Below are 24,050 nucleotides of genomic sequence, written 5' to 3' on the forward strand. Positions count from 1 at the left end.
AGTTACTTGTCATTCCGCACCTGATGCGGAATCCACTTTGAAACACTATAGATTCATGCCTTCGCAGGAATGACATTCAAAAAGTCTTGAATTTATATACTAGACTCTGATAGCTAAATCATAGATTTTAAAGATTATCTCCGTATTTTCGCAGCTCTAAACAATCACTATGCTTAAGGTTCAAAACGTTTCCTTTTCCTACCTCACAAACACACCTATTTTAGAAGATATTTCTTTTACTATTCCACAAGGAACACATGTATCTATTATTGGCGAAAGTGGTTGTGGAAAAAGTACGTTATTGAAACTTATATACGGTTTAAACGATTTAAATACTGGTGAAATTTTTTGGAAAGACGAGCAAGTATTAGGTCCTGCATACAATTTAGTACCTGGTCATGATCGCATGAAATACCTAGCACAAGATTTTGGTTTAATGCCTTATATCACGGTTGCTGAAAACATAGGAACCTATTTATCAAATTTCTATCCTGAAGAAAAAAAACAACGCATTGCAGAATTATTAGAAATGGTGGAAATGGCTGCATTTGCAAATGTAAAAGCAAAACTCCTCAGTGGAGGACAACAACAACGTGTAGCTTTGGCAAAAGCAATTGCACGTGAACCTGAAGTATTATTGCTAGATGAACCGTTTAGTCATATTGATAACTTCCGAAAAAACACATTACGTAGAAACCTCTTCAACTATCTTAAAAAAGAAAATATCACTTGTATTGTTGCTACACACGACAAAACAGATGCACTTTCTTTTTCGGATACTACGATTGTACTAAAAAGTGGTAAAACCATCGCGCAAAACACTCCAGAAGAATTATATAACAATCCAACGGACAAATATATAGCTTCACTATTTGGTGAAGTCAATGAATTGCCTGCGAGTTTATTTCCAGAAATTCAAACCGAAGCAGAAACGATTTTATGCTATCCACACCAACTCAAAATTTCAGAAACTTCTGATTTTAAAGTAACGGTACAACAGAGTTATTTTAAAGGAAATAACTACCTCATCGTCGCAAAATATGAAGAAACAGAGGTGTTTTTTGAAAGTTTGGAGGTTTTGGAGAATGGCTTTGAGGTTGGATTGGAATTGCGCTAATTCCTGGAATTTTCTTATATAAAACTAATTTTCAACTTCTTAAAGATGAAAAACGGAAAATTTAGTTCAAAGCTTATTGAAATTTAATAAAAATGTTACTAATTAAATTTCAGTAAAAATAATTCCATTCAAAAGGTAGGATAAATATACTTTCAGTTGTTTTATATAAAGAGTAACTCACTAAATATCAAACAACACACACATTATTTTTGGTATATTAGTGCTTTAATCAACCAACCAAATGATATATACACTACGTAAACTTGCTAGTATAGCGATACTTTCCGCTATGCTATTTTCTTGTGCAGACGATAATGATCCCACAACAACACCAATTTCAATGGACGACGACGATTACGTCCCGATTCCAACTTCACCAGTAGTATTAGAAATGGATAATTTTCCATTTGATACTTTATCAGAATACAACTTTTTTGATGGAGAATTGAAAGAACAAAATCCTGTTCTTGGTGTAATTCCATACGAACCTATCTCAGCACTATTTACGGACTATGCCAAAAAGAAACGTTTCATTTGGATGCCAAGTGATGTAGAAGCAACTTATGCTGCGGATACCGAATTGATAGACATGCCTGTAGGAACTTTTTTGATAAAAACATTTTACTACAATAATGTTCAACCTGATAACAATACACGTATTATAGAAACACGTTTAATGTTAAAGAAAAATACAGGTTGGGAATTTGCTGATTATGTTTGGAATGACGATCAAACGGAAGCAACTTTTGACTTAAATGGTTCGTTTACGAATGTAGATTTTATGGAAAATGGTACGCCAAAAAGTACCAACTACAGAATTCCATCAGATGCGGAATGCTTAACATGTCATAAAAGTCAAAACAATCCTATTCCTATTGGCGTAAAACCACAAAATCTTAATAGTATGTATGATTATGTAGACGGAACCAAAAACCAACTACAAAAATTAATTGATGAAGGCTACTTAGAAGATAACTTACCCGCAACCATAAATACAGTTGTAAAATGGAGCGATGAAACACAACCTATTGATTTACGTGTTCGCTCTTACATTGATATTAACTGTGCGCATTGTCATCAAGAATTATCGCATTGCGATTACAGACCTGTACGTTTTGCTTTTAATGAATCTTCAGACGAAACCAATATTGGTATTTGTGTAGATCCTGATACTGAGATTCCAGGAATGAGAAACATTGTAACACCTGCATTAAAAGAACGCTCTGTAATGTATTACAGAATGAATTCAGAAGCCGAAGAATTCAGAATGCCATTACTTGGTAGAAGCATTATCCACGAAGAAGCTGTTCAAATGATTGGAGAATGGATTGACGGACTTACTAACGAATGTGACTAAAATAACAACCTAACTAAACTAGTAGATTTATCAATCTAAATTCATAAATAAACAACAAGCCTATGAAAAAAATTACCTTACTAATCTGTTTGATCGCTTCTTGCTTTTTTACAGTGGCGCAAACCACAGTAGATTGTTCTTTAGGAGCTGTAAACACAACTTATTGTTACACAAATGATGATCTAACCAGCTTTGTCTTTGTAAGTTCAGATGGCTCTGATTTAGTTGTAACTTTTAATAGTGGACAAGTAGAAAATGAATATGACGAATTAATTATACTTGATACGAATGGAAGTCAAATTTACAATGGATATGGAAATAATGGAGATTTATCAGGTCTTACATTCCAATCAAGCGGAGATACGATTACTGTTTCCATTAATTCTGATTTTGCCATAAATTGTACTGATAACGGATATACACAGTGGGATTTTGATGTAAGCTGTGCAACATGTGCCAATCCGTCAGTAACCTATAACATTGTAAATGATTGTGATAATAGTGGTGGATTTTTTATTGATATAGATATCACTGACATTGGATCTGCAACTTCATTAACAGTTTCTGACAACCAAGGAAGTGCTACACAAGCAACCGCAGCTACAATCTTACAATTTGGTCCATATACAAATTCAACCGATGTTATCATTTCAATCCAAAATGACCAAGATATAAATTGTACTGTAAACAGTGGTTCTATTACACAAGTTGATTGTTCAGAACCACCCGGAACTACCTTTACAACATCAACTGTAAGTACAAGTGGTTCGCAAAGAGCAGCAGTTGATATGAATGGAGACTTTTTAGATGATGTGGTTTCAATTACAAATTCAAACATAAATATCTTTTACCAAGAATCCTCTGGAGGTTTAAGTACATCCGCAACAAATATTGTTACAACAACAGCTGACAACATACCTTCATGGAGTTTAGCTGCGGCAGATTATGATAGAAATGGATATACTGATTTATTATATGGTGGACAAAATGGTGTAACATTTATGAGAGCCAATAATAATGGAACTGCTTTTACGGAAATTTCAGGCTCACAATATGTATTTTCTCAACGTTCAAATTTTGTTGATTTAAACCAAGATGGAAACTTAGATGCTTTTGTTTGTCATGATGTTGATCCAAATGTATATTATATGAATGACGGAAGTGGAAACCTTACCTTTAACCAAGGTGGATTAGGTGACGATGAAGCAGGAGGAAACTACGGCTCTATCTGGATTGATTACGATAATGATAGAGATATGGATATGTTTATTGCTAAATGTCGTGGTGGAGCTACTACAATTAATATCAATGAAATGCACGAAAATGATGGAAGTGGAAACTTTACCGAAGTTGCTTCTACATTAGGTTTGGCTGATCCTATACAAACTTGGTCTTCTGCTTGGGGAGATTTTGATAACGATGGAGATATGGACGTTTTTGTAGGCGCAAGTTCTACAGCTAATGGAACACATAAACTCATGCGAAACAATGGAAATAGTACCTTTACAGATGTAACCAGTACTTCTGGAATATTACCTGCTTTCACAAATACAGGACACGAAAATGCTACATATGATTTTGATAATGATGGAAATTTAGATATCGCTTCTAATGGAAGTATCTTATTTGGAAATGGAGATCTTACATTTACGGTTCATGATAATATGTTAGGAATAACCAATGGTTCTTTTGGTGATATGAATAATGATGGATTTATTGATGCAATCTTAGGAACTAACTTGTATACAAACGATACAAATAGCAACAACTGGGTAAAAATCACCACGACAGGAGTTGCAAGTAATATTAACGGAATTGGCGCCAGAGTTGAATTGCATACAGCTTCCGGAGTTCAAATTAGAGATGTCCGAAGTGGAGAAGGATTCCGTTATATGAGTACATTAAATACACATTTTGGAATTGGTACAGAAACTGAAATTACAAATCTGATTATTTATTGGCCTTCTGGAACAATAGATAATATTATGAATCCAGCAATTAATACACATCATATAATTACAGAAGGACAAGCTTTAAGTGTAGAAGATGAAACCTTATTCCAAAATATTACTATTCATCCAAACCCTGTTGGAAATCTGATGAACATCGACAGTCCAGTTAATTTGATTGGGAAAATTGCAACGATCTTTAATATTGAAGGAAAACGCATGATGAATTTAAAACTAGAAGAAAACAAAATTGATGTATCGAGCTTACGTCAAGGAAATTATATTTTACGTTTAGAGTCTAATGGAAAAGTACATACACAGAAATTTATCAAACAATAACAAGTAAACGTTATAGACATATAAAACTCCAATGCTGTAAAGTGTTGGAGTTTTTTATGTTTAGACATCATTCCGTTCTTTACACTGAATCTCACATACATATTTTTCACTGTTATGTGAAGTATCCAAAAATCTAATTGTCTAATAATCTAAAAGCACTTGCGCAGAGCTTGTCGAAGCAAATCGAATCTAAACAATCTTTTCAATTACAAAAGACTGTGTTCTAAACGTAATAGTATCTCCAACTTTTTTACCGAGTAACAACTTTCCAATTGGCGTATTAGTAGCAATTGCGTAGAATGTTGAATTGTTTGCTGAAACTTCACCAACACTTATTGAAATAAAATAATTGGCGTGTGAAGTATATACAACACTTCCCAAGCAACCTTGATAAGCTTCAGAAGTTGGATCAACTTTAAATAGAATTTCTTTTACTTTCTGAATTTCTGCCAGTTGCTTCCCTAGTTTTTCACGCTCCAATTGCAACATGGCTCTGCCCGTTTCGTGCTTATCTCCTGCCGAACTTTTGGTTTCTGAAAACATTGCTTCCTGAATGCCCGTAAAATTCCGTTGAATATTCGCTTGGCGTTCGTTTACAATACCCAAACATGAATTATATAATGCTTCCTTTACACTCATACCAATTTCGCTAATTCTTTTCCTACCAAACTTCCAATAGCAACACCCATTCCGCCTAAGCGAATACCACAAAATACATGGTTAGAAAGCGGTTTTACAATTGCTTTTTTCTGAGAGCCAACACCCATAATTCCGCTCCAGCGATGTTCTATTTTAAAAGGTGTATTTGGTAAAATAGTGTTTTTTAATACTGTATCTAGTTTATTCTGAATCAATTCGGTTAATTTAAATTCTGTAGTTTCTTCTCCTTCAAAATCAAGGTTTCGTCCACCACCAAATAAAATACGATTGTCAATATTTCTAAAATAATAATACCCTTTATCTAAGTGAAACGTACCTTTAATATGTAAATTAGGAATGGGCTCAGTAATCAATACTTGCGCACGTGCGGGTTTTACTTTTTCATCTAATAACTGAGCAGCAAATCCGTTGGTTGCAATAAATAATTTTTTGGTATAAAAATTAGCATGATTGGTTTCAATATGAACTGAATTTCCACTTTCTTCAAAATGCTGTACCAAAATTGAATTTAAAATTTGAATATTACTTGCTAAGACTTTTTGCAACAATGCTTGCATCATTTTTCCTGTATCAATTTGTCCTTCAAACTGATTAAAAATATAACGTTCTTGAATGTTTTGAAAATTAAACCTATTTGCTACTTCACTAAAGACATTTTCCTTAAAAATTGGTTTCAACAATTTATTAATCATTGTTTTTTGTGTCAAGCACGATTCATACAATGCTGTATCCTCTTTGGTAAACAATTCATAACCACCTAACTGTTGAAAATCAATAGTAGCATCTCCCAAAGTTGAACGAAGTAATTGCAAGCCTTCACAACGTCTTTTAACGAGTTCTAACACTTCTTGTTCGGAATGTGTATTAAGATCATCTAAAATCTCTGAAAGACTTCCAAAACAAGCGAAACCCGCATTTTTTGTGCTGGCTCCGTGTGGTAAAATTCCTTTCTCTAAAATGATGATTTTTGCGGTTGGATATTGTTTGCGCAATTGCAACGCACAATTCAATCCAACGATGCCACTTCCCACAATAGTGAAATCTACATCTGTTAACCAGGTTTTATATTCCCAATAACTTAAGTTCATAGCTGCCCATTCATTTTGATTTCAATATAACCAAACCTACGGAATAGTTTTTATATAGTTGTTGAAAAATACAATCATGATTGTATTTTTATGCTTTCTATAAAATTAGAATTTAATTACTGAAATATAATACTAGTTTAGCACGTTACTTATAACTATGAAAAGCATACTATACATATTAGGGTTTATTATTATTTTGAACAGTTGTAATTCCAATACTACATCCAATCCTTATAGCTCAGAAAATTTAAAAATTGAAAAGATTAGCGAACATATTTTCAGGCATATTTCATATTTAGATACTAACGATTTTGGAAAAGTTTCTTGTAATGGAATGATTTATTTAAATGAAAACAAAGCCATTGTTTTTGACACACCTACAAATGATGAAGCATCTGCCGAATTAATCAATTGGCTTGGAGAAAAAGATATAGAAGCCGTTGTTATAACTCATTTTCATGCAGATTGTTTAGCCGGATTAAAAGAGTTTCATTCCAATGGAATTAAATCATATGCCAACAACAAAACCATTGAACTTGCCAAAGAAAATAACTATGTTTTACCACAAAATGGATTTGATAAAAAACTAGAAATCAATATTGGAAATGAAATAGTACTTACCAAATATTTTGGACAAGGACATACTATTGACAACGTTATTGGCTATATTCCAAGTGAAAAAGCAATGTTTGGCGGTTGCCTAATTAAAAGATTAGAAGCTGGAAAAGGAAATCTTGAAGATGCTAATACTGCAGATTGGCCAATTACAGTTGCTGCCGTAAAAAAAGAATTTCCTGAAGTAGAAATAGTTATTCCTGGACATGGAAAAAATGGAGGAAAAGAATTATTAGATTATACTATTGAATTGTTTACAGAAAAATAAAAAAATTATGAATATTTATACGTTGCCCGATTATTTAACTGCTGAAACCAACAATCCGATTCAGTTGTTTAACTATGAATCGACAACGTCACAATTCAACAATAAAATTGACCTCACAAAAAACACATTTAGCTTTTTACAAGAAGGATGTAAAACAATTTCCACTAGTCACGAACCAATTTCTATTACTAATGATGCGTTTTTAATTATGAAATCTGGGCATTGTTTAATGACTGAAAATTTATCGGAAACAAACAATTTTTATAAAAGTATTCTCCTTTTCTTTTCAGATGAAGTGTTATTTCAATTTATTGAAAAATATCAAATTACCAACAAATATATTCCTGCTATAACGGCTGCAAAAGCTTGTGATTATGATGATTTTATAAGATCATTTGTAAAAAGTTTAGAAAGAGTTTCAAAACTAGCTCCTAACCTACAACAACAATTATTACAGGTAAAATTAGAAGAAATTCTTCTGTATTTAGTCTCAACTAAAGGAGTTGACTTTTTATTGTTTTTAATCGCTTCAAAAAATGATCAAACAACCAATTTCATCAATGTAGTAGAAAGCAACACCTTGAATAAGTTAACATTGAAAGAACTTGCTTTTTTATCCAATATGAGCATTTCTACATTTAAACGTGAGTTCGAAAAGCACTTTCACGAATCGCCAATTAAATGGTTTCAAAACAAACGTTTGGAACATGCTGCTTTTCTTTTACAGCATAACACGAAGCGACCTTCAGACATTTTTGAAGAAATTGGCTATGAAAACTTATCCAACTTTGTCCATGCATTTAAAACGAAATTTGGCGTAACTCCAAAACAGTTCCAATTACAAAATTGAACTTTTAGCACTACTTTTTGAACTTCTCTAGTTGTCCAAAAACATACACTTACGATAGCTTTGTATCATAATTAAAAACTAAACATTATGAACAAAATAAACATTATCACATTATTGTGTATACTAATGGCAACAACAGCTTTTGGGCAAAATACTTTTACATTATCTAGCAAAGATATTGGTGGACAAGCTACAAAGTCACAAGAATTTAGCGGATTTGGTTGTACAGGAAACAACGAATCACCTCAACTATCATGGGCAAATGCACCCAAAGGAACAAAAAGTTTTGCTATTACAATGTACGATCCTGATGCACCTACAGGAAGTGGTTGGTGGCACTGGGTTGTATTTGATATTCCAGCCAATGTAAACGAATTGGTAACCAATGCTGGAAATATTTCTTTACAGCTTTCGCCAGAAGGAAGCATTCAAAGTGTTACTGATTATGGAAGTGCTGGTTACGGTGGTCCATGTCCGCCAGAAGGTCACGGGTTGCATCAATACATTATCACAGTATATGCACTAAAGACTGATTCATTAGGCTTAACAAAAGATACAAACGCAGCCGTTGTTGGGTATTATCTTTGGAATAATACATTAGCAAAAGCTAGTATTGTGGCATATTATCAAAGAGAAAAGAAATAAGGTTTTATAAAAGGTACTTTCTATCAGTTATGTTAAACTGTTACAAAGTACCTTTTTTGTTTATCTATAAAACTATAGATTTGTGTTCGTTAATTACACATAATACGGCTTTACACGATGCGAACATTTCTTTTTGAAAAAGAAAAATATGGTTTTGAACTTTTGATGGACTTACACAAGTTTGAAGAGAATGAAGCAGTCTATTTCGAATCTGAGATTCACATTACTAATTTTTTTGAGGTTTTTATTTTTGAAGAAGCTACTGGAGACATTGAATTAGGTGGTCACAATATCAAAGTTACTAATAAAACACTTTTTTTTATCTCTCCCTATCAAAAGAAAAAGTGTGTAATAGATACCAAAAACATAAAAGGGTTTCACTTAGTTTTTCAAAATGATTTCTTATCTGATTTTTTTGAAGATAAGTTACTCGCCTACAGAATGCAGTATTTTTACAATGCACAGTATCCGCAATCTTTACAAGTTTCTTCTATTGAATACGAACTCATAAAATTTATTCTGAGTGAAATTACTTCTGAAATACAAAACTTCCAAAATGATAGCACACACATCATTCGATCTTTATTGTATTTCTTCCTATCAAAAATAAATAGATTATATTCAAAACAGTACAACCTTTCTTCTGAAACACAAGGAAATTCAATTGTTTATAAATTTAAGGAAGCGCTTGAGTTACACATTCGTTCTGTTCATACTGTTGATGAATATTGTACGTTATTGCATATTACCAGACATCAATTAAATAGTATTGTAAAAAAATATACAGGTAATACTTCCAAAGATGCAATTCATTTTCGTCTCTTACAAGAGATAAAAATGGAGTTGTTATATTCTGACAAAACGATTTCAGAAATTGCTATGGATCTTAACTTTAGTGAAGCAAACAATCTGACACGATTTTTCAGTCGACTGGAAGGCATAACTCCAACTAAGTTTAGAAATCAATTACCAAATTGATAGAATTTAACACTAAACTGATAGCAATTATATATTCATAAAGATTGAATTTTGTTTAAAATTTAAAATCAATACAAATGAAAGCTATAGTATATATTCCACTCTTCATTATATTTTCTGTGCAGTTTATGTATGCACAACATGTTTCAACAGTAATTCCTATGGAAACTTCATCTTGGAGTATTCCTGCAAAAGCAATAGCTAAATTTGAAACTTTTGACGGCAGAAAAACGGTTTTATTAAATGGTAAAATAACGGTTAATGACATTAATTTTTCAAATGGAACGCTCGAAGTAGATGTATATGCTAAGACAGCAAGAAGTTTTGCGGGTATCATATTCAGAAAAGAAGAAGGAACGGTGGAAGAAGTATATATGCGACTTCACAAATCAAATCAGCCAGATGCCGTACAATATACTCCAACTTATAAACACGAACTCGCTTGGCAATTATACAAAGAATATCAAGCCAATGTAGTTTTCAAAAACAAAGGCTGGAATACCTTACGAATTGAAGTGGCGCAAGCTACCGCAATTGTATATATAAATGATGAAAAAGTATTGTTTGTAGATCATTTAAAAACAGACCATACAAAAGGAGCAATTGGGCTTTTTGCATTATTTACAAATCGATTTTCTAATTTTAAAATTACACATAAAGACGCTAATCATTCTGGAAATAATTTCAAAAAAGAAGTGACTTCAGCTTCAAATATTATTACAAATTGGGAGTTAACAGAAGCATTTCCATATACAGAAAATACATTCAACTTTAAGAATATCGAACATAAAAAATACCGTACAGTTCATACTGAAATTTCAGGATTGTTACCAATTTCTAAATATGTTGAAAAGCCAACTTCTGGTAATTTTGAAGCAAATAAAGAAGTATATAGCGTTGTCAAAACCTCTATCAATTCAACAAAAGAACGAATACAGCGTTTTTCTTTTGACTATAGTGATAAAATTATAGTGTATATAAATGGAGAAGCTATTTTTTACGGAAACAACGCTTTTAGATCTAAAGGAAAGCAATACCAAGGTCATATAGATTTGAATGCAAATACGTTATTTCTAAAGCTTAAAAAAGGAAAAAACACCATTCATTGCGTTATCATTGATAAAGCTAATGGCTGGGGAATTATAGGAAAGTTAGACTAAGAAATAATGTTGCATAAAAAATGCTCCTTAATAAGGAGCATTTTTTGATATATAGAATACTTTATTCTGTTTCTTCTTGCATTTCGAAATCTTCCATGAATTTCGTTGTGTAGTTTCCAGCAACATAATCAGGATGATCCATCAATTGTCTGTGGAAAGGAATCGTTGTTTTAATTCCTTCAATTACGAACTCATCTAATGCACGTTTCATTTTGTTGATTGCTTCTTCACGTGTTTGTGCAGTTGTAATCAACTTTGCAATCATTGAATCGTAGTTTGGCGGAATTGAATATCCAGCATATACATGTGTATCTAAACGAACTCCGTGTCCGCCTGGCGCATGTAATGTTGTTATTCTTCCTGGAGAAGGTCTAAAGTTATTAAACGGATCTTCTGCGTTAATTCTACATTCAATAGAGTGTAAGTTTGGCGTATAATTTTTACCAGAAATTGGCACACCAGACGCTACTAATATTTGCTCACGAATCAAATCGAAATCAATTACTTGTTCGGTAATTGGGTGTTCAACTTGGATACGTGTATTCATTTCCATGAAGTAGAAGTTTCTGTGCTTATCTACTAAGAATTCAACTGTTCCAGCACCTTCATACTTAATGAATTCGGCAGCTTTTACAGCAGCTTCTCCCATACGTGTACGCAATTCGTCTGTCATGAATGGAGAAGGCACTTCTTCTGTTAATTTTTGGTGACGACGTTGTACAGAACAATCACGTTCTGACAAGTGACATGCTTTCCCTGAAGAATCTCCAACCACCTGAATTTCGATATGTCTTGGTTCTTCAATTAATTTTTCCATGTACATGTCATCATTTCCAAAAGCAGCTTTTGATTCTTGTCTAGCAGAATCCCAAGCATCTTTTAAATCTTCTGGTTTCCAAACGGCACGCATTCCTTTTCCACCACCACCAGCAGTTGCTTTAAGCATTACAGGATATCCTGTTTCTACGGCTAGTTTTTCACATTCTTCAAAATTTTCAATGATTCCGTCACTTCCTGGTACACAAGGAACGCCTGCAGCTTTCATAGTCGCTTTTGCAGAAGCTTTGTCTCCCATTTTATCAATCATTTCGGCAGAAGCTCCAATGAATTTGATATCGTGTTCTTCACATATTTTTGAGAATTTGGCATTTTCAGATAAGAATCCGTATCCTGGATGAATTGCATCTGCATTTGTAATTTCTGCAGCAGCAATAATATTTGCCATTTTTAGATACGATTCGCTACTTGGAGCTGGTCCAATACAAACCGCTTCATCAGCAAATCGTACGTGTAGGCTATCAACATCTGCTTTAGAATATACAGCAACTGTTTTGATACCCATTTCTTTGCAGGTTCTAATAACTCTAAGCGCTATTTCACCTCTATTTGCAACTAATATTTTTTTGAACATCTTTTGAAATTTTAAATTTTGAAATTAAAATCTGTAACTTTTGAATTGTACAACAAGTGTTTTTTGTACTTCAAGTGCTATTTAAAATTTCTTATGATGGATCTACCATAAATAATGGTTGATCAAATTCTACTGGTGAAGAGTCATCAACTAAGACTTTCACTATTTTTCCTGAAACTTCTGATTCAATTTCGTTGAAAAGTTTCATAGCCTCAATCACACATAATACATCTCCTTCTGCAATTGACTGTCCAACTTCTACAAAAGCAGGTTTGTCTGGTGAAGGTTTTCTATAGAATGTACCAATGATTGGTGACTTAATGGTAATATATTTTGAGTCGTCATCTGCAGGAGCTGGTGTCGCAGGAGCTTCAGTTGCTGCTGGCGCTACGGGAGCTACAGGTGCAACTGGTGCTTGTTGAGGAATTCCAGCCATTGGAATTTGCTGCACTACAGTTGTTGTTTCGCCTTTTACTTCTCCAGTTTTGATGGTGATTTTTACATCTTCCATTTCAAGTTTTACTTCACTTGCACCAGATTTGGCTACGAATTTAATTAAGCTTTGAATTTCTTTTAAATCCATGAGATAGGTTTTAGTCGTTTCTAGTTTGAATTATATGCCCATTTTAGGTAGATTGCTCCCCAAGTAAAACCACCTCCAAAAGCGGCAAAAACAAGGTTATCTCCTTTTTTGAGTTGTTTTTCATAGTCGTGTAAACATAGGGGAAGCGTTCCAGAAGTTGTATTTCCGTAGCGCTGGATATTTACCATTACTTTACTTTCATCTACGCCCATTCGCCTTGCAGTGGCATCAATGATACGTTTGTTAGCTTGATGTGGCACTAACCATTGTACATCTTCATTCGTCAGGTTATTATCTTCCATAATTTTGGCACTCACATCTGCCATGTTAGATACTGCGAATTTAAAGACTGTTTTTCCGTCTTGAAATACGGTATGTTTATTGTTTTCAACCGTTTCTGTAGATGCTGGTAAGATAGATCCGCCAGCGTCTATTTTTAGGAATTCTCTTCCGATTCCGTCACTTCTTAAGTATTCATCTTGCAATCCAAGTCCTTCTTCATTTGGCTCAAATAATACTGCGCCAGCTCCATCTCCAAAGATAATACAAGTTGCTCTGTCTTTGTAATCAATAATTGAAGACATTTTATCTGCTCCTATTAAGAGTACTTTTTTATAGCGTCCAGATTGTATATAACTTGCTGCTGTAGACATTCCATATAAGAAACTAGAACATGCTGCTTGTAAGTCAAAAGCAAATGCATTGGTTGCACCTATTTTACTAGCAGTATATACAGCAGTTGATGCTACAGGCATATCAGGTGTTGCTGTAGCGACAATTACCATGTCTATTTCTTTGGGATCTAAGTTTTTCTTAGCGATTAAGTCTTCGGCTGCTTTGATAGCCAAATATGAAGTTCCTTCTCCTTCTTTTTTAAGAATTCGACGTTCTTTGATACCTGTTCGAGAGGTGATCCACTCATCGTTAGTATCAACCATTGTTTCAAGTATCTTGTTGGTTAATACATATTCAGGAACATATGCTCCTACAGCTGTTATTGCTGCTGTAATTTTGGTCATACCTTAACGTTGGTTTTTTTTGTTTTTTAACAAAAATTCATTCAAAATTAAACGAAATTACTAAAATTCTCTGATAATCTTGGCAAAATATGTCGTTTTTACATTTTTAACAAAAAAATGAGCAAATAAAAAACTCTCACAAAAGTGAGAGCTTTTATCACTATAGCATTTTATTGAGTTATGCTACGTTTTCTTCTACAGTATTGTCAATTAATACTTTTCCTCTATAATATAATTTTCCTTCGTGCCAGTGAGCTCTGTGATATAAGTGTGCTTCACCAGTAGTTGGGCACGTAGCGATTTGAGGAACTGATGCTTTATAATGTGTTCTTCTCTTATCTCTTCTTGTTTTCGAGATTTTTCTCTTAGGATGTGCCATTTTCTATCTTATTTATTATCCGTTAATAGTTTCTTTAATGTATTCCAACGAGGATCAATTTCCTCTTCAGTTTCTTTTTTTTCTGTACCAGGTTGTAATTCTTCTAACTTTTCTAGTATGTCTGACTGTAATGACCCGTCTTCTATACCTGGATGAATTCTTTTTGAAGGAACGGCCAACACAATCATTTCATATATATATTGTGCAGCATTAATTTCATACTCTCCGTGTGGAATGATGAGAATTTCTTCGTTTTCATCATTGTATTCGTTTCCGAATTTCACAATTAAGTCTAAATTACCTTCAATTGGTTGCTCAAATGGCTCGTTTGTTAAATCACAGTTTACATTTACAGTTCCTATTGCATTGAAAGTTAATTCAAGCATAGTTGCTTTCTTGTGAAATTCTAAAGTTGCTTTTATAGCAGTTTCATTGAATTCATCAAAATCAAAAAGTTCTAAGAACGAATTATCAATTTGATATTCGAACTGGTGCTTCCCTTCTTTTAATCCTATAAAAGGAATGTTAAAGTCCTTTAGTTCCATCATCTTAAACATCAGTTTCGAGCGTGCAAAGATATAAATTTTTTCGTACCAACGTTAAGTTGTTAACATTTTTTTGTTTATATCTTGCTAGGCTGCTTTTTTAGTGGATTTTTTGCAATTTCTTTATAGACACTTCTGCTTCTAAAAATCTGTATTCCAGTAAATACCGCTTCCTTAAAAGAGTTGTAATCTGCTTTGTTTTTTCCAGCAATTTCATAGGCCGTTCCATGATCTGGAGATGTACGTACTTTATTGAGTCCTGCTGTGAAATTTACACCTTGCCCAAACGATAATGTTTTAAACGGAATTAATCCTTGATCGTGATATGCGGCTAAAATGGCATCAAAGTTTTTGTAATTGCTCGATGCAAAGAAACTATCTGCTGCATAGGGGCCAAAAACTAACTTGCCTGAATTTTTTATTTTTTCCAGCGTTGGTTTTAATACTTCATCATCTTCTACACCTATAACTCCATTGTCTCCTACATGTGGATTGATTCCTAAAATAGCAATCTTTGGTTTGCTAATTCCAAAGTCTTGTTTTAATGTATTATATATAATGTCTATTTTTTTCTCAATAAGCTCCGGCGTAATTGTTTCTGAAACATCTTTTACTGCAACATGATCCGTTAGTAAACCTACACGCAATCCTCCATTTACCATTAACATTAAACTATCGCCTTCTAAGTTTTCACCTAAATAATCTGTATGTCCTGGAAATTTAAAATCTTCCGACTGTACATTGTGTTTATTTATAGGCGCAGTTACTAAGACATCAATTGTTCCTTCTTTTAGTGCTTTGGTAGCTTCTACGAATGATTTGATAGCAAACTGCCCAACAGCTTCCGATGATTTCCCGTACTCTATATTTACGGTTTCTTTGGAAATATTTACCACATTTATCTTTCCATGTTGTGCTTTGTCTGCACTTTGAACTCCAAGAAAGTTGGTATGTATATTGAAATGTTTCTTCTGAAATGATAAAATTTTAGTAGAACCAAAAATAATAGGCGTACACAATTCTAACATTCTGTTGTCTTGGAATGTCTTCAGAATTACCTCTGTTCCGATACCATTTAAATCTCCAACCGAAATCCCTACTTTTATTTTTTCCTCTTTCTTCATTTAAGTTTTAAAACTTTTATTTCTTAATTTTACATGCAAATTTAACGAAATAAATACATGTTTACAGGGATTATTGAAGAATTAGGTGTGATTACGCATCTTGAAAAAGAAAAAGAAAACCTTCATATTACAGTTCAAAGCAGTTTAACACCTGAATTAAAAATTGATCAAAGCGTTGCTCACAATGGGGTTTGCTTGACTGTTGTTGATAGAAATTTAGAAGAAAACACCTATATGGTGACAGCTATTCAAGAAACCTTGGAAAAAACAAATTTAAATACTTGGCATGTAAATGATCGTGTAAATTTGGAACGCGCTATGAAATTGGGCGATCGTTTAGATGGTCATATCGTACAAGGACATGTAGACCAAGTCGGTACGTGCATTGCTATTAAGGAAAGTGATGGAAGTTGGTATTTTACTTTTGAATACGATTCCTCTTTGAATAATATCACTATAGAAAAAGGCTCCATTACTATTAATGGAACAAGTCTAACAGTAATTAACTCTGAGAAAAACGCATTCTCAGTAGCAATCATACCATATACATATGAACACACAACGTTTCAATATTTCAACGTTGGGTCACAGGTAAATTTGGAGTTTGATGTTATTGGTAAGTATGTAGCAAGACTTCAGGGGCTATAGAAGTTTAGTTACTTTTTTACTTTTTTCCGTATACCATACAAAAGTCCAGCTGCAAGAACACCTACAAGGCCAGCATCAATTGGAAATCCTGGTGGTCCTGGTGGTCCTGGTTCTGGGGGTGTGATTTGGGCGTGTGTTTCTGTTAAAAAAGCAATTGCAATTACAACAAAACACAACAGGGTTTTTTCGTTTATTTGTGCCATAACGGTGTAAAAGTAAAAAATTATAAGTTTCAACAAAAGATTTTACGTTATATCATTCGTAAATAATCTATAAAACGACAAATTTTATCGATCAAGCAAGTATTTTTAGCTTTTTATGTTATTTTCTTGCATACAAAAATCGAATTTAAAAAGTAATTTTCACTCTACAAAGGTTTTTTATGCCCCCTATACTTTCTTAACGCAATTTTTACATAGTTCTTGCCCTACCATAAAATAGTCTCTTCAAAAAATACTACAACAAACAACTATTTGTATATACGTTATATTTTTTATTAAGGTTTTTTTAAGAGTTTTAAATTAAACTAATAGATAAATTTGCAGTCTAACCATCTAAAATAATTCCACCAAATGCGAAATATTATACTTTCGATCATTGGAGCATTACTTATTGTAGGCGCAATTTTCCTTGGAAAGGAAATTGCAAATAGTAAAAAGAAAAAGCGACCTGTTCCCGAAAAAGTAGTCAAAACTGTATTTACTGAAACTGTTCAAAACAAAACAATTCCTATTGTAATTCCTGCCAATGGAAGCCTTGTAGCTAAACGTCGTGTGGAGCTGTTTTCAGAAGTTCAGGGTATTTTTAAATCGAGTAGAAAACTATTCAAACCTGGAGAAACGTATCGAAAAGGAGAAACATTAATCCGAATCGATGCAGCCGAGTACTACGCTGGCGTGCAATCTTCTAAAAGTAATTTATACAATTCTATTGCTGCAATTATGCCCGACTTACGATTAGATTTCCCTGAAATTTATCAAAAATGGCAAAACTACCTTACTCGTTTTGATTTAAATAAAACAACTCCAAAGTTACCTGAAATGACTTCTGAAAAAGAAAAATACTTCATTACAGGGCGAAATATTGTTACCAACTATTACAATGTTAAAAATTTAGAGCAACGTTTGGCAAAGTATACTATTAGCGCTCCTTTTTCTGGAATTTTAACGGAAGCACTCGTTACCGAAGGTTCATTGGTTAGAAACGGACAAAAATTAGGTGAGTTTATTGATACTTCTGTATATGAAATGGAAGTGGCTTTGAGTAAAAAATATGCCAACTTGCTAAAAATAGGTGAGAAAGTAGCCTTGAACAATCTTGAGAAAACACAAACGTTTTCAGGTGTCGTTTCCAGAGTTAATGGAAATATTGATCAAACTACACAAACCATTACAGCATTTATTGAAGTAAAAGATGCTTCTTTACGAGAAGGAATGTACTTAGAAGCCAACTTAAATGCAAAAGATGAAACCAACGCCATAGAAGTAAATAGGAGTTTGGTACTTGATAATGATCAAATTTTTATTGTTCGTGATAGTATTTTAGATATAATTGATGCGAAACCTGTGTATTTTTCAGCCACAAAAGTAGTCTTAAAAGAGGTTCCTAATGGAACTATTATTCTATCAAAACCTGTTCCTGGAGCCTATGCTGGAATGCTAGTGAAACCTTTACAATCTAAAAAAGCAGAGTAAGTCATGAGAAAACTAATTGCTTACTTTATAAAGCATAGTGTTGCAGTAAATGTGGTTGTAATTACATTTTTTGCTTTTGGTTTTTACGGAGCATACACTCTAAAATCTTCGTTTTTCCCATTAGTAGATTCTAAAAATGTTACGATTAATATTACCTATCCAGGTGCGTCTCCGCAAGAAATTGAAGAAGGAATTGTACTCAAAATTGAAGACAATCTTAAAGGGTTAAATGGTGTTGAACGCGTCACCTCAACTTCCAGAGAAAATAGTGGCTCTATTAATGTTGAGATTGAAAAAGGCAAAGATATTGACTTTATGTTGCTGGAAATTAAAAATGCGGTCGATCGTGTTCCTTCGTTTCCAACAGGTATGGAGCCTTTGGTTGTTGCCAAAAGAGAAGCTGTACGAGAAACGATTTCATTTGCTATTAGTGGTGATAAAGTTCCATTAGCAACTTTAAAACAAATTGGGCGACAAGTTGAAAACGATTTGCGTGGAATTGAAGGAATTTCACAAATTGAAATTTCAGGCTATCCTGATGAAGAAATAGAAATTGCCATTAACGAAACCAATTTATTAGCGTATAATTTATCATTTGCAGAAGTTTCGCAAGTCATCAATCAAGCAAGTTTGATTACTACAGGTGGAACCATTAAAACAAGTGCTGAAGAATACCTTATTCGCGCCAACGCACGATCCTATTATGCAGACGAATTATCTAATTTAATTGTAAAAGCAGACGCTTCGGGTAGAATTATTCGTTTAAAAGATGTTGCCGAAGTTCGCGATCGATTTTCAGAAACACCTAATACCAATTATTTTAATGGTGATCTTTCCATCAACGTAAGTATTACCAGTACAAACTCTGAAGATTTAATTTCTTCCGCAGAAAAAACAAAAGAATACATTGCAGATTTCAATCAAAAATATGACAACGTACAGTTAAATGTTGTTGGAGACAGATCTACGACCTTAGTACAACGTACAGAATTGCTAACCGAAAATGCAATTATCGGAATGATTCTCGTACTTCTATTTTTATCATTATTCTTAAACACACGTTTGGCATTTTGGGTAGCATTTGGATTACCTGTAGCATTCTTAGGAATGTTTATGTTTGCAAGCTATTTCAATGTTACAATCAACGTTTTGTCTCTTTTCGGGATGATTATTGTAATTGGTATTTTGGTAGATGATGGAATTGTAATTGCAGAAAACATATATCAACAATACGAAAAAGGAAAAACACCGGAACAAGCTGCTATTGATGGTGTAATGGAAGTATTGCCCGCTATTATTTCGGCCATTATAACAACTATTTTAGCATTTAGTATTTTCCTTTTTTTAGATGGAAGAATTGGAGAATTCTTTGGAGAAGTTTCTGTAGTAGTGATGCTTACGTTAATTGTTTCGCTTATAGAAGCCCTGATTATTTTACCTGCACATTTAGCACATTCCAAAGCATTGCGCGAACAAAACAAAGAACCAAAAGGTTTCTTTCCAAGACTCTTCTCAAAACTACGTTACATAAATACATTTGGTGATTTCATTATGAGTTGGCTGCGCGATAAAGTGTACAGTCCAACATTACGATTTGCATTAAAATACAAGTTTTTAATGTTTTCATTCTTCATCGTATTTATGATTTTAACAAAAGCTAGTTCTGACGCCGGAATCATTAGAGGTGCGTTTTTTCCAAGAATTGCCAGTGATAGAGTTACTATTACACTAAACATGCCAAATGGAACTAATGAAATAGTTACGGATAGTATTATTTCATTTATTGAAAACAAAGCAATTGAAGTTACCAAAGCCATCAACGATGAATATATTGGTGAAGATGCTGATAAGTATTTAGTAGAAAATATGATTCGAAAAGTAGGACCAGGTTCTTCCACGGCCTCTTTAGAAATTAACTTATTACCTGGAGAAGAACGTCCGAATGAAATTACCGCCAATATTGTTTCAAACCGAATCAAAAAAGCAGTTGGCCCCGTAATTGGTGTAGAGAGCTTAGTATATGGTGGTGGTGGAAATTTTGGTGGATTGCCAGTTTCTGTATCCTTATTAGGTAATAATATTACAGAATTAAAAGCGGTAAAAGCTGAGTTAAAACAAGTACTAGAAAGTAATATTTTATTAAAAGATGTTACAGATACGGATCCTGCAGGAATCAAAGAAATTCGTTTAGAACTCAATGAAAGTGCACATGCACTTGGTTTAAATCTTCGTGATGTAATGTCGCAAGTACGTGCTGCATTTTTTGGAGCACAAGCACAGCGTTTTCAACGTGGACAAGATGAAATTCGTGTGTGGGTACGATATGATAAACCAAATCGTTCCTCAATTGGCAATTTAGACAACATGCGAATTGTAGCACCAAACGGACAACGTGTTCCTTTAAAAGAAATTGCAAGTTATACAATAGAACGTGGAGATGTTGCCATTAATCACCTAGAAGGAAGAAGAGAAATTCAGGTTTCAGCAGATATAAAAGACACTAAAAAAACGAGTGCTACCGATGTTATGGCAGAAATTAGAAATGATATCATGCCTGAAATTTTATCTAGATATCCAACGGTAACTCCTTCGTATGAAGGACAAAATAGAGAACGAGTTAAATTGATGAATTCGTTAGCTCCTGTAGGTTTAACAGTATTAATTTTAATTTACATTGTCATTGCATTTACGTTTAGAAGTTACAGTCAGCCATTATTATTATTGCTATTAATTCCGTTGAGTTTACCAGCCGTAGCTTGGGGACATTGGATTCATGATTTTCCAATAAACATACTTTCAATGCTAGGGATTATTGCACTCATTGGAATTATGGTGAATGACGGGCTTGTCTTAATTGGCAAATTCAATAACAACTTACGGGAAGGAATGTTGTTTGATGAAGCTTTATACGAAGCAGGTCGTGCACGTTTTAGAGCTATTTTCTTAACATCTATCACAACCGTTGCAGGATTGGCTCCATTAATTCTTGAAGAAAGTAGACAAGCACAATTCTTAATTCCAATGGCAGTTTCTATTGCTTATGGAATTGGATTTGCTACAGTACTTACCTTAATTATATTACCTATTTTCTTATCATTTAGTAATTACACTAAGAAAAATATTAAATGGTTAGCAACTGGTAGAGAAATTACCAAAGAAGAAGTTGAGCGTGTGGTAAAAGAAAGAATTCTGGAAGAAAAACAACAACATCTTTTAGATAAAAAAGAAGACACGCTACAAATTGAAGGTGAAAAAATACTAGTTATTAAAGAACAAAACGAAGCAAATGAACACTAAATATTACATAACATATATATTAGTTTTCTTCGCACTCTTCGCGAATGCGCAAAAAATATTAACTCCTGAAGAAGCTATTGAATTAACGTTATCACACAATTACGGAATCAAAATTGCCAATAATACAGTTGAAGTTGCAAAAAATAATACCAGCGTTTTAAATTCTGGCTACTTGCCAACGGTTACAGGAAACGCCGGCGCAACGTATAATTTAGATAATACGGAAGCTGAATTTTCTAATGGAAATACGACAACATTAAATGGTGCCGAAAGCTCACGTTACAATGCGTCAGTAAATTTAAATTATACTTTGTTTGATGGCTTAGGCCGATTGTATAATTACAGACGACTTAAAGAGCAATACCAACTTTCAGAATTGGAAGCACGTGAAACTATAGAAAATACATTGCTACAATTATTTTCTGTGTATTACTCAGTAGCGCAACTTTCTGAAAACACGAACGCTATTGAAGAAACATTTGCAATTTCAAAAGATCGTTTAACACGCGCAGCATACCAATTTGAATATGGACAGAATACAAAATTAGAAGTCTTAAATGCACAGGTTGATATCAACAACGATAGCATCAATATTGTAAATACAGAACAACAATTAAAAAATACGAAACGTGATCTCAATGTAATTTTAGGAAATAAATTATCGGACGAATTTGGCGTAAACACAGATATTTCTTTTTTGTTAGAAATTTCAAAAGAAGAGTTGTGGGCAAAAACAAAAGCTAATAATGTTTCTTTATTACAGATTGAAAAAAACATCAATATTAGTTCGTTAGATGTAAAATCGAATCGATCACAGTATTTACCAACAATTGGTTTAACGGGAACTTATGGCTGGAACAAAAACAATAATAATGCAGCTTCGTTTGTTGCGGTTTCTACCAATACAGGGCTTTCTGGCGGCATTAATTTATCTTGGAATCTATTTGATGGCGGAGGCACTATAACACGTGTAAAAAACGCTAAAATTGCACTAGAAAACCAACAGCTTCAAAAAGAACAAGTCCTAATTGATTTGGAACGTAATTTTAATAATGCTTGGGACGATTATCAGAATAAGCTCGTGATTTTTCAATTACAGGAAGAAAATATTACAACCGCGAAGAATAATTTTGATCGAACTAAAGAAAAATTTAAAATAGGACAAGTAAATTCTATCGAATTCCGACAGGCACAGTTGAATTTATTAAACGCCGAGCTCAGTAGAAATCAGGCAAAATACAACGCCAAATTAGCAGAATTAACCGTATTACAATTAAGTGGAGAGTTGTTGAATGTAAAATTCTAATTTAAAGATTAGATCGCTTCGCTTTCAGAAGCAATGTGCAGGTCGCTGAGTTTATCGAAATGAAGGTACGTGAACAACTCTAAACTTCCAACTTATACCCAACTCCATGTACATTGGTTAATTTGATATCCTGATCTTCTTTGAGTTTTTTACGAATTTTAGAAATATACGTATCTAAACTTCTACCAACAATAACGCCGTTGTCTTCCCATACTTTTTTAGTGAGTTCGTCACGAGTGACAATTTGATTTGGATTTGCAATGAAGATTTTCAACAATTCACATTCTTTCTTTGATAAGCTAATTTCAGTGGCTTCTTTGATGAGTTTATTTTGATCAGGATAAAACTGAAAACTTCCCAATTGCGCATAGGTTTCGTCTGTTTCTGGAGTAGCTTTTACTGATTTTTTTCTAAGAATGAACACATCCATCACAATGAAAACTAAGAAAATAATACCATATAAAAAAGTAGCAATGTTTGTATAAGCAGTTTTTATTTCTGTAAATCGAACTTCAACAGTATAGCAATTTTCAGGCAACAAACGACTTCTACATGGAATAATGGTTGTTTCGTCAAATTCGGTCATTTGATAACTGTACCCAACTTCTCCGTCTGCACACTGAATCACCTCAACGAGATATTGCCCTGGCAAAGCTGCTTTTTGAAAGCTGTTTTCCACAATACTTACCAAAGTTGTAGGTTCAAAAGTAAGCTGACTTTGAAAGGAAAGTTCATACTTAGAGTTTCCAATTTCTTTTACGGGTAAAATTAAGGACGTACTATCTTTTTTGGACAATAATAACTTGTTTCCTGCATCGCGTAATGCAATTTTCACTTTTTCAGAAAACTGCTTATGTGCTTTGGTTGGTTTTGAAAATTGCCAAATTAATAACCCAATCAAAATCAATACGCTATATAGATAAATCCGCTTTTTACTCATAATTGCTGTAAATAACATACAATTTCATGACTTTTTACAACTGTTGACACTTCTTTTACACTTTTTTGACATTTTTCA

22 protein-coding genes are annotated in these 24,050 nt (G+C 33.4%); 12 read left to right on the plus strand and 10 right to left on the minus strand.

Annotated elements, in window-relative coordinates:
• The first annotated feature begins 169 nt into the window (after positions 1-169).
• The 3 genes from Q0828_RS03565 to Q0828_RS03575 all read left to right on the plus strand — a co-directional run bounded on the left by Q0828_RS03565 (position 170) and on the right by Q0828_RS03575 (position 4,762).
• The gene (locus Q0828_RS03565; RefSeq protein ID WP_298417741.1) at positions 170-1,117 is read left to right on the plus strand and encodes an ABC transporter ATP-binding protein; all 948 of its coding nucleotides are present in this window, start codon (positions 170-172) and stop codon (positions 1,115-1,117) included.
• A gap of 241 nt (positions 1,118-1,358) precedes the next feature.
• Positions 1,359-2,474 carry a hypothetical protein gene (locus Q0828_RS03570; RefSeq protein ID WP_298417743.1) on the plus strand — a complete coding sequence of 372 codons (1,116 nt, stop codon included), beginning with the start codon at positions 1,359-1,361 and terminating at the stop codon, positions 2,472-2,474.
• Positions 2,475-2,536: 62 nt separating this feature from the next.
• The gene (locus Q0828_RS03575) at positions 2,537-4,762 is read left to right on the plus strand and encodes an FG-GAP-like repeat-containing protein (protein WP_298417745.1); all 2,226 of its coding nucleotides are present in this window, start codon (positions 2,537-2,539) and stop codon (positions 4,760-4,762) included.
• Positions 4,763-4,951: 189 nt separating this feature from the next.
• Here Q0828_RS03575 and Q0828_RS03580 read toward each other — a convergent pair whose 3' ends face one another.
• Positions 4,952-5,401 carry a 3-oxoacyl-ACP synthase gene (locus Q0828_RS03580; RefSeq protein WP_298417748.1) on the minus strand — a complete coding sequence of 150 codons (450 nt, stop codon included), beginning with the start codon at positions 5,399-5,401 and terminating at the stop codon, positions 4,952-4,954.
• Positions 5,398-6,510 (minus strand): FAD-dependent oxidoreductase, encoded by a 1,113-nt coding sequence (locus tag Q0828_RS03585; RefSeq protein ID WP_298417750.1) that lies wholly within the window; start codon positions 6,508-6,510, stop codon positions 5,398-5,400. Before Q0828_RS03585 ends, Q0828_RS03580 begins: the two co-directional genes overlap by 4 nt.
• A gap of 157 nt (positions 6,511-6,667) precedes the next feature.
• On the opposite strand from Q0828_RS03585, the gene bla reads away from it, so the two are divergent.
• The 5 genes from bla to Q0828_RS03610 all read left to right on the plus strand — a co-directional run bounded on the left by bla (position 6,668) and on the right by Q0828_RS03610 (position 11,026).
• Entirely contained in the window at positions 6,668-7,393 is a 726-nt protein-coding gene (bla, locus tag Q0828_RS03590) for a subclass B1 metallo-beta-lactamase (RefSeq protein WP_298417752.1), read from the plus strand.
• A gap of 7 nt (positions 7,394-7,400) precedes the next feature.
• Positions 7,401-8,243: an AraC family transcriptional regulator gene (locus Q0828_RS03595; RefSeq protein ID WP_298417754.1), complete on the plus strand. Its 843-nt coding sequence runs from the start codon at positions 7,401-7,403 to the stop codon at positions 8,241-8,243.
• An 87-nt stretch (positions 8,244-8,330) separates the two neighbouring features.
• Complete coding sequence (locus Q0828_RS03600; RefSeq protein WP_298417756.1) at positions 8,331-8,888, plus strand: YbhB/YbcL family Raf kinase inhibitor-like protein; 558 nt, start codon at positions 8,331-8,333, stop codon at positions 8,886-8,888.
• Between the two features lie 117 nt (positions 8,889-9,005).
• Positions 9,006-9,866 carry an AraC family transcriptional regulator gene (locus Q0828_RS03605; RefSeq protein ID WP_298417758.1) on the plus strand — a complete coding sequence of 287 codons (861 nt, stop codon included), beginning with the start codon at positions 9,006-9,008 and terminating at the stop codon, positions 9,864-9,866.
• Positions 9,867-9,943: 77 nt separating this feature from the next.
• Entirely contained in the window at positions 9,944-11,026 is a 1,083-nt protein-coding gene (locus tag Q0828_RS03610) for a family 16 glycoside hydrolase (protein ID WP_298417760.1), read from the plus strand.
• A gap of 61 nt (positions 11,027-11,087) precedes the next feature.
• Here the strand turns inward: Q0828_RS03610 and accC are convergent, their stop codons facing one another.
• The 6 genes from accC to pdxA all read right to left on the minus strand — a co-directional run bounded on the left by accC (position 11,088) and on the right by pdxA (position 16,087).
• Positions 11,088-12,437 (minus strand): acetyl-CoA carboxylase biotin carboxylase subunit, encoded by a 1,350-nt coding sequence (accC, locus tag Q0828_RS03615; protein ID WP_298417761.1) that lies wholly within the window; start codon positions 12,435-12,437, stop codon positions 11,088-11,090.
• A gap of 91 nt (positions 12,438-12,528) precedes the next feature.
• Entirely contained in the window at positions 12,529-13,020 is a 492-nt protein-coding gene (gene accB / locus Q0828_RS03620; RefSeq protein ID WP_298417764.1) for an acetyl-CoA carboxylase biotin carboxyl carrier protein, read from the minus strand.
• Positions 13,021-13,040: 20 nt separating this feature from the next.
• Positions 13,041-14,039: a beta-ketoacyl-ACP synthase III gene (locus Q0828_RS03625; RefSeq protein ID WP_298417765.1), complete on the minus strand. Its 999-nt coding sequence runs from the start codon at positions 14,037-14,039 to the stop codon at positions 13,041-13,043.
• 178 nt (positions 14,040-14,217) lie between these two features.
• Complete coding sequence (rpmF, locus tag Q0828_RS03630; protein WP_046755216.1) at positions 14,218-14,418, minus strand: 50S ribosomal protein L32; 201 nt, start codon at positions 14,416-14,418, stop codon at positions 14,218-14,220.
• A gap of 8 nt (positions 14,419-14,426) precedes the next feature.
• Positions 14,427-14,966: a DUF177 domain-containing protein gene (locus Q0828_RS03635; RefSeq protein ID WP_298417768.1), complete on the minus strand. Its 540-nt coding sequence runs from the start codon at positions 14,964-14,966 to the stop codon at positions 14,427-14,429.
• Positions 14,967-15,040: 74 nt separating this feature from the next.
• Positions 15,041-16,087, minus strand: a complete 1,047-nt coding sequence (gene pdxA / locus Q0828_RS03640) for a 4-hydroxythreonine-4-phosphate dehydrogenase PdxA (RefSeq protein ID WP_298417770.1) — start codon at positions 16,085-16,087, stop codon at positions 15,041-15,043.
• Between the two features lie 57 nt (positions 16,088-16,144).
• On the opposite strand from pdxA, the gene Q0828_RS03645 reads away from it, so the two are divergent.
• Positions 16,145-16,735, plus strand: a complete 591-nt coding sequence (locus tag Q0828_RS03645) for a riboflavin synthase (protein ID WP_298417772.1) — start codon at positions 16,145-16,147, stop codon at positions 16,733-16,735.
• An 8-nt stretch (positions 16,736-16,743) separates the two neighbouring features.
• On the opposite strand, the gene Q0828_RS03650 is transcribed toward Q0828_RS03645, so the two are convergent.
• On the minus strand, positions 16,744-16,938 hold the full coding sequence (locus Q0828_RS03650; protein WP_298417773.1) for a hypothetical protein: 195 nt from the start codon (positions 16,936-16,938) through the stop codon (positions 16,744-16,746).
• Between the two features lie 369 nt (positions 16,939-17,307).
• On the opposite strand from Q0828_RS03650, the gene Q0828_RS03655 reads away from it, so the two are divergent.
• The 3 genes from Q0828_RS03655 to Q0828_RS03665 are packed head-to-tail and all read left to right on the plus strand — an operon-like array spanning position 17,308 to position 23,032.
• Entirely contained in the window at positions 17,308-18,429 is a 1,122-nt protein-coding gene (locus Q0828_RS03655; RefSeq protein WP_298417774.1) for an HlyD family efflux transporter periplasmic adaptor subunit, read from the plus strand.
• A 3-nt stretch (positions 18,430-18,432) separates the two neighbouring features.
• Positions 18,433-21,726 carry an efflux RND transporter permease subunit gene (locus Q0828_RS03660; protein WP_298417776.1) on the plus strand — a complete coding sequence of 1,098 codons (3,294 nt, stop codon included), beginning with the start codon at positions 18,433-18,435 and terminating at the stop codon, positions 21,724-21,726.
• Complete coding sequence (locus Q0828_RS03665; RefSeq protein WP_298417778.1) at positions 21,716-23,032, plus strand: TolC family protein; 1,317 nt, start codon at positions 21,716-21,718, stop codon at positions 23,030-23,032. Before Q0828_RS03660 ends, Q0828_RS03665 begins: the two co-directional genes overlap by 11 nt.
• A gap of 79 nt (positions 23,033-23,111) precedes the next feature.
• On the opposite strand, the gene Q0828_RS03670 is transcribed toward Q0828_RS03665, so the two are convergent.
• A complete protein-coding gene (locus tag Q0828_RS03670) occupies positions 23,112-23,990 on the minus strand; it encodes a winged helix-turn-helix domain-containing protein (RefSeq protein WP_298417780.1) in 879 nt (292 codons plus the stop codon).
• Positions 23,991-24,050: the final 60 nt, after the last annotated feature.

The organism is uncultured Kordia sp. (assembly GCF_947496985.1).
Taxonomy (GTDB): domain Bacteria; phylum Bacteroidota; class Bacteroidia; order Flavobacteriales; family Flavobacteriaceae; genus Kordia.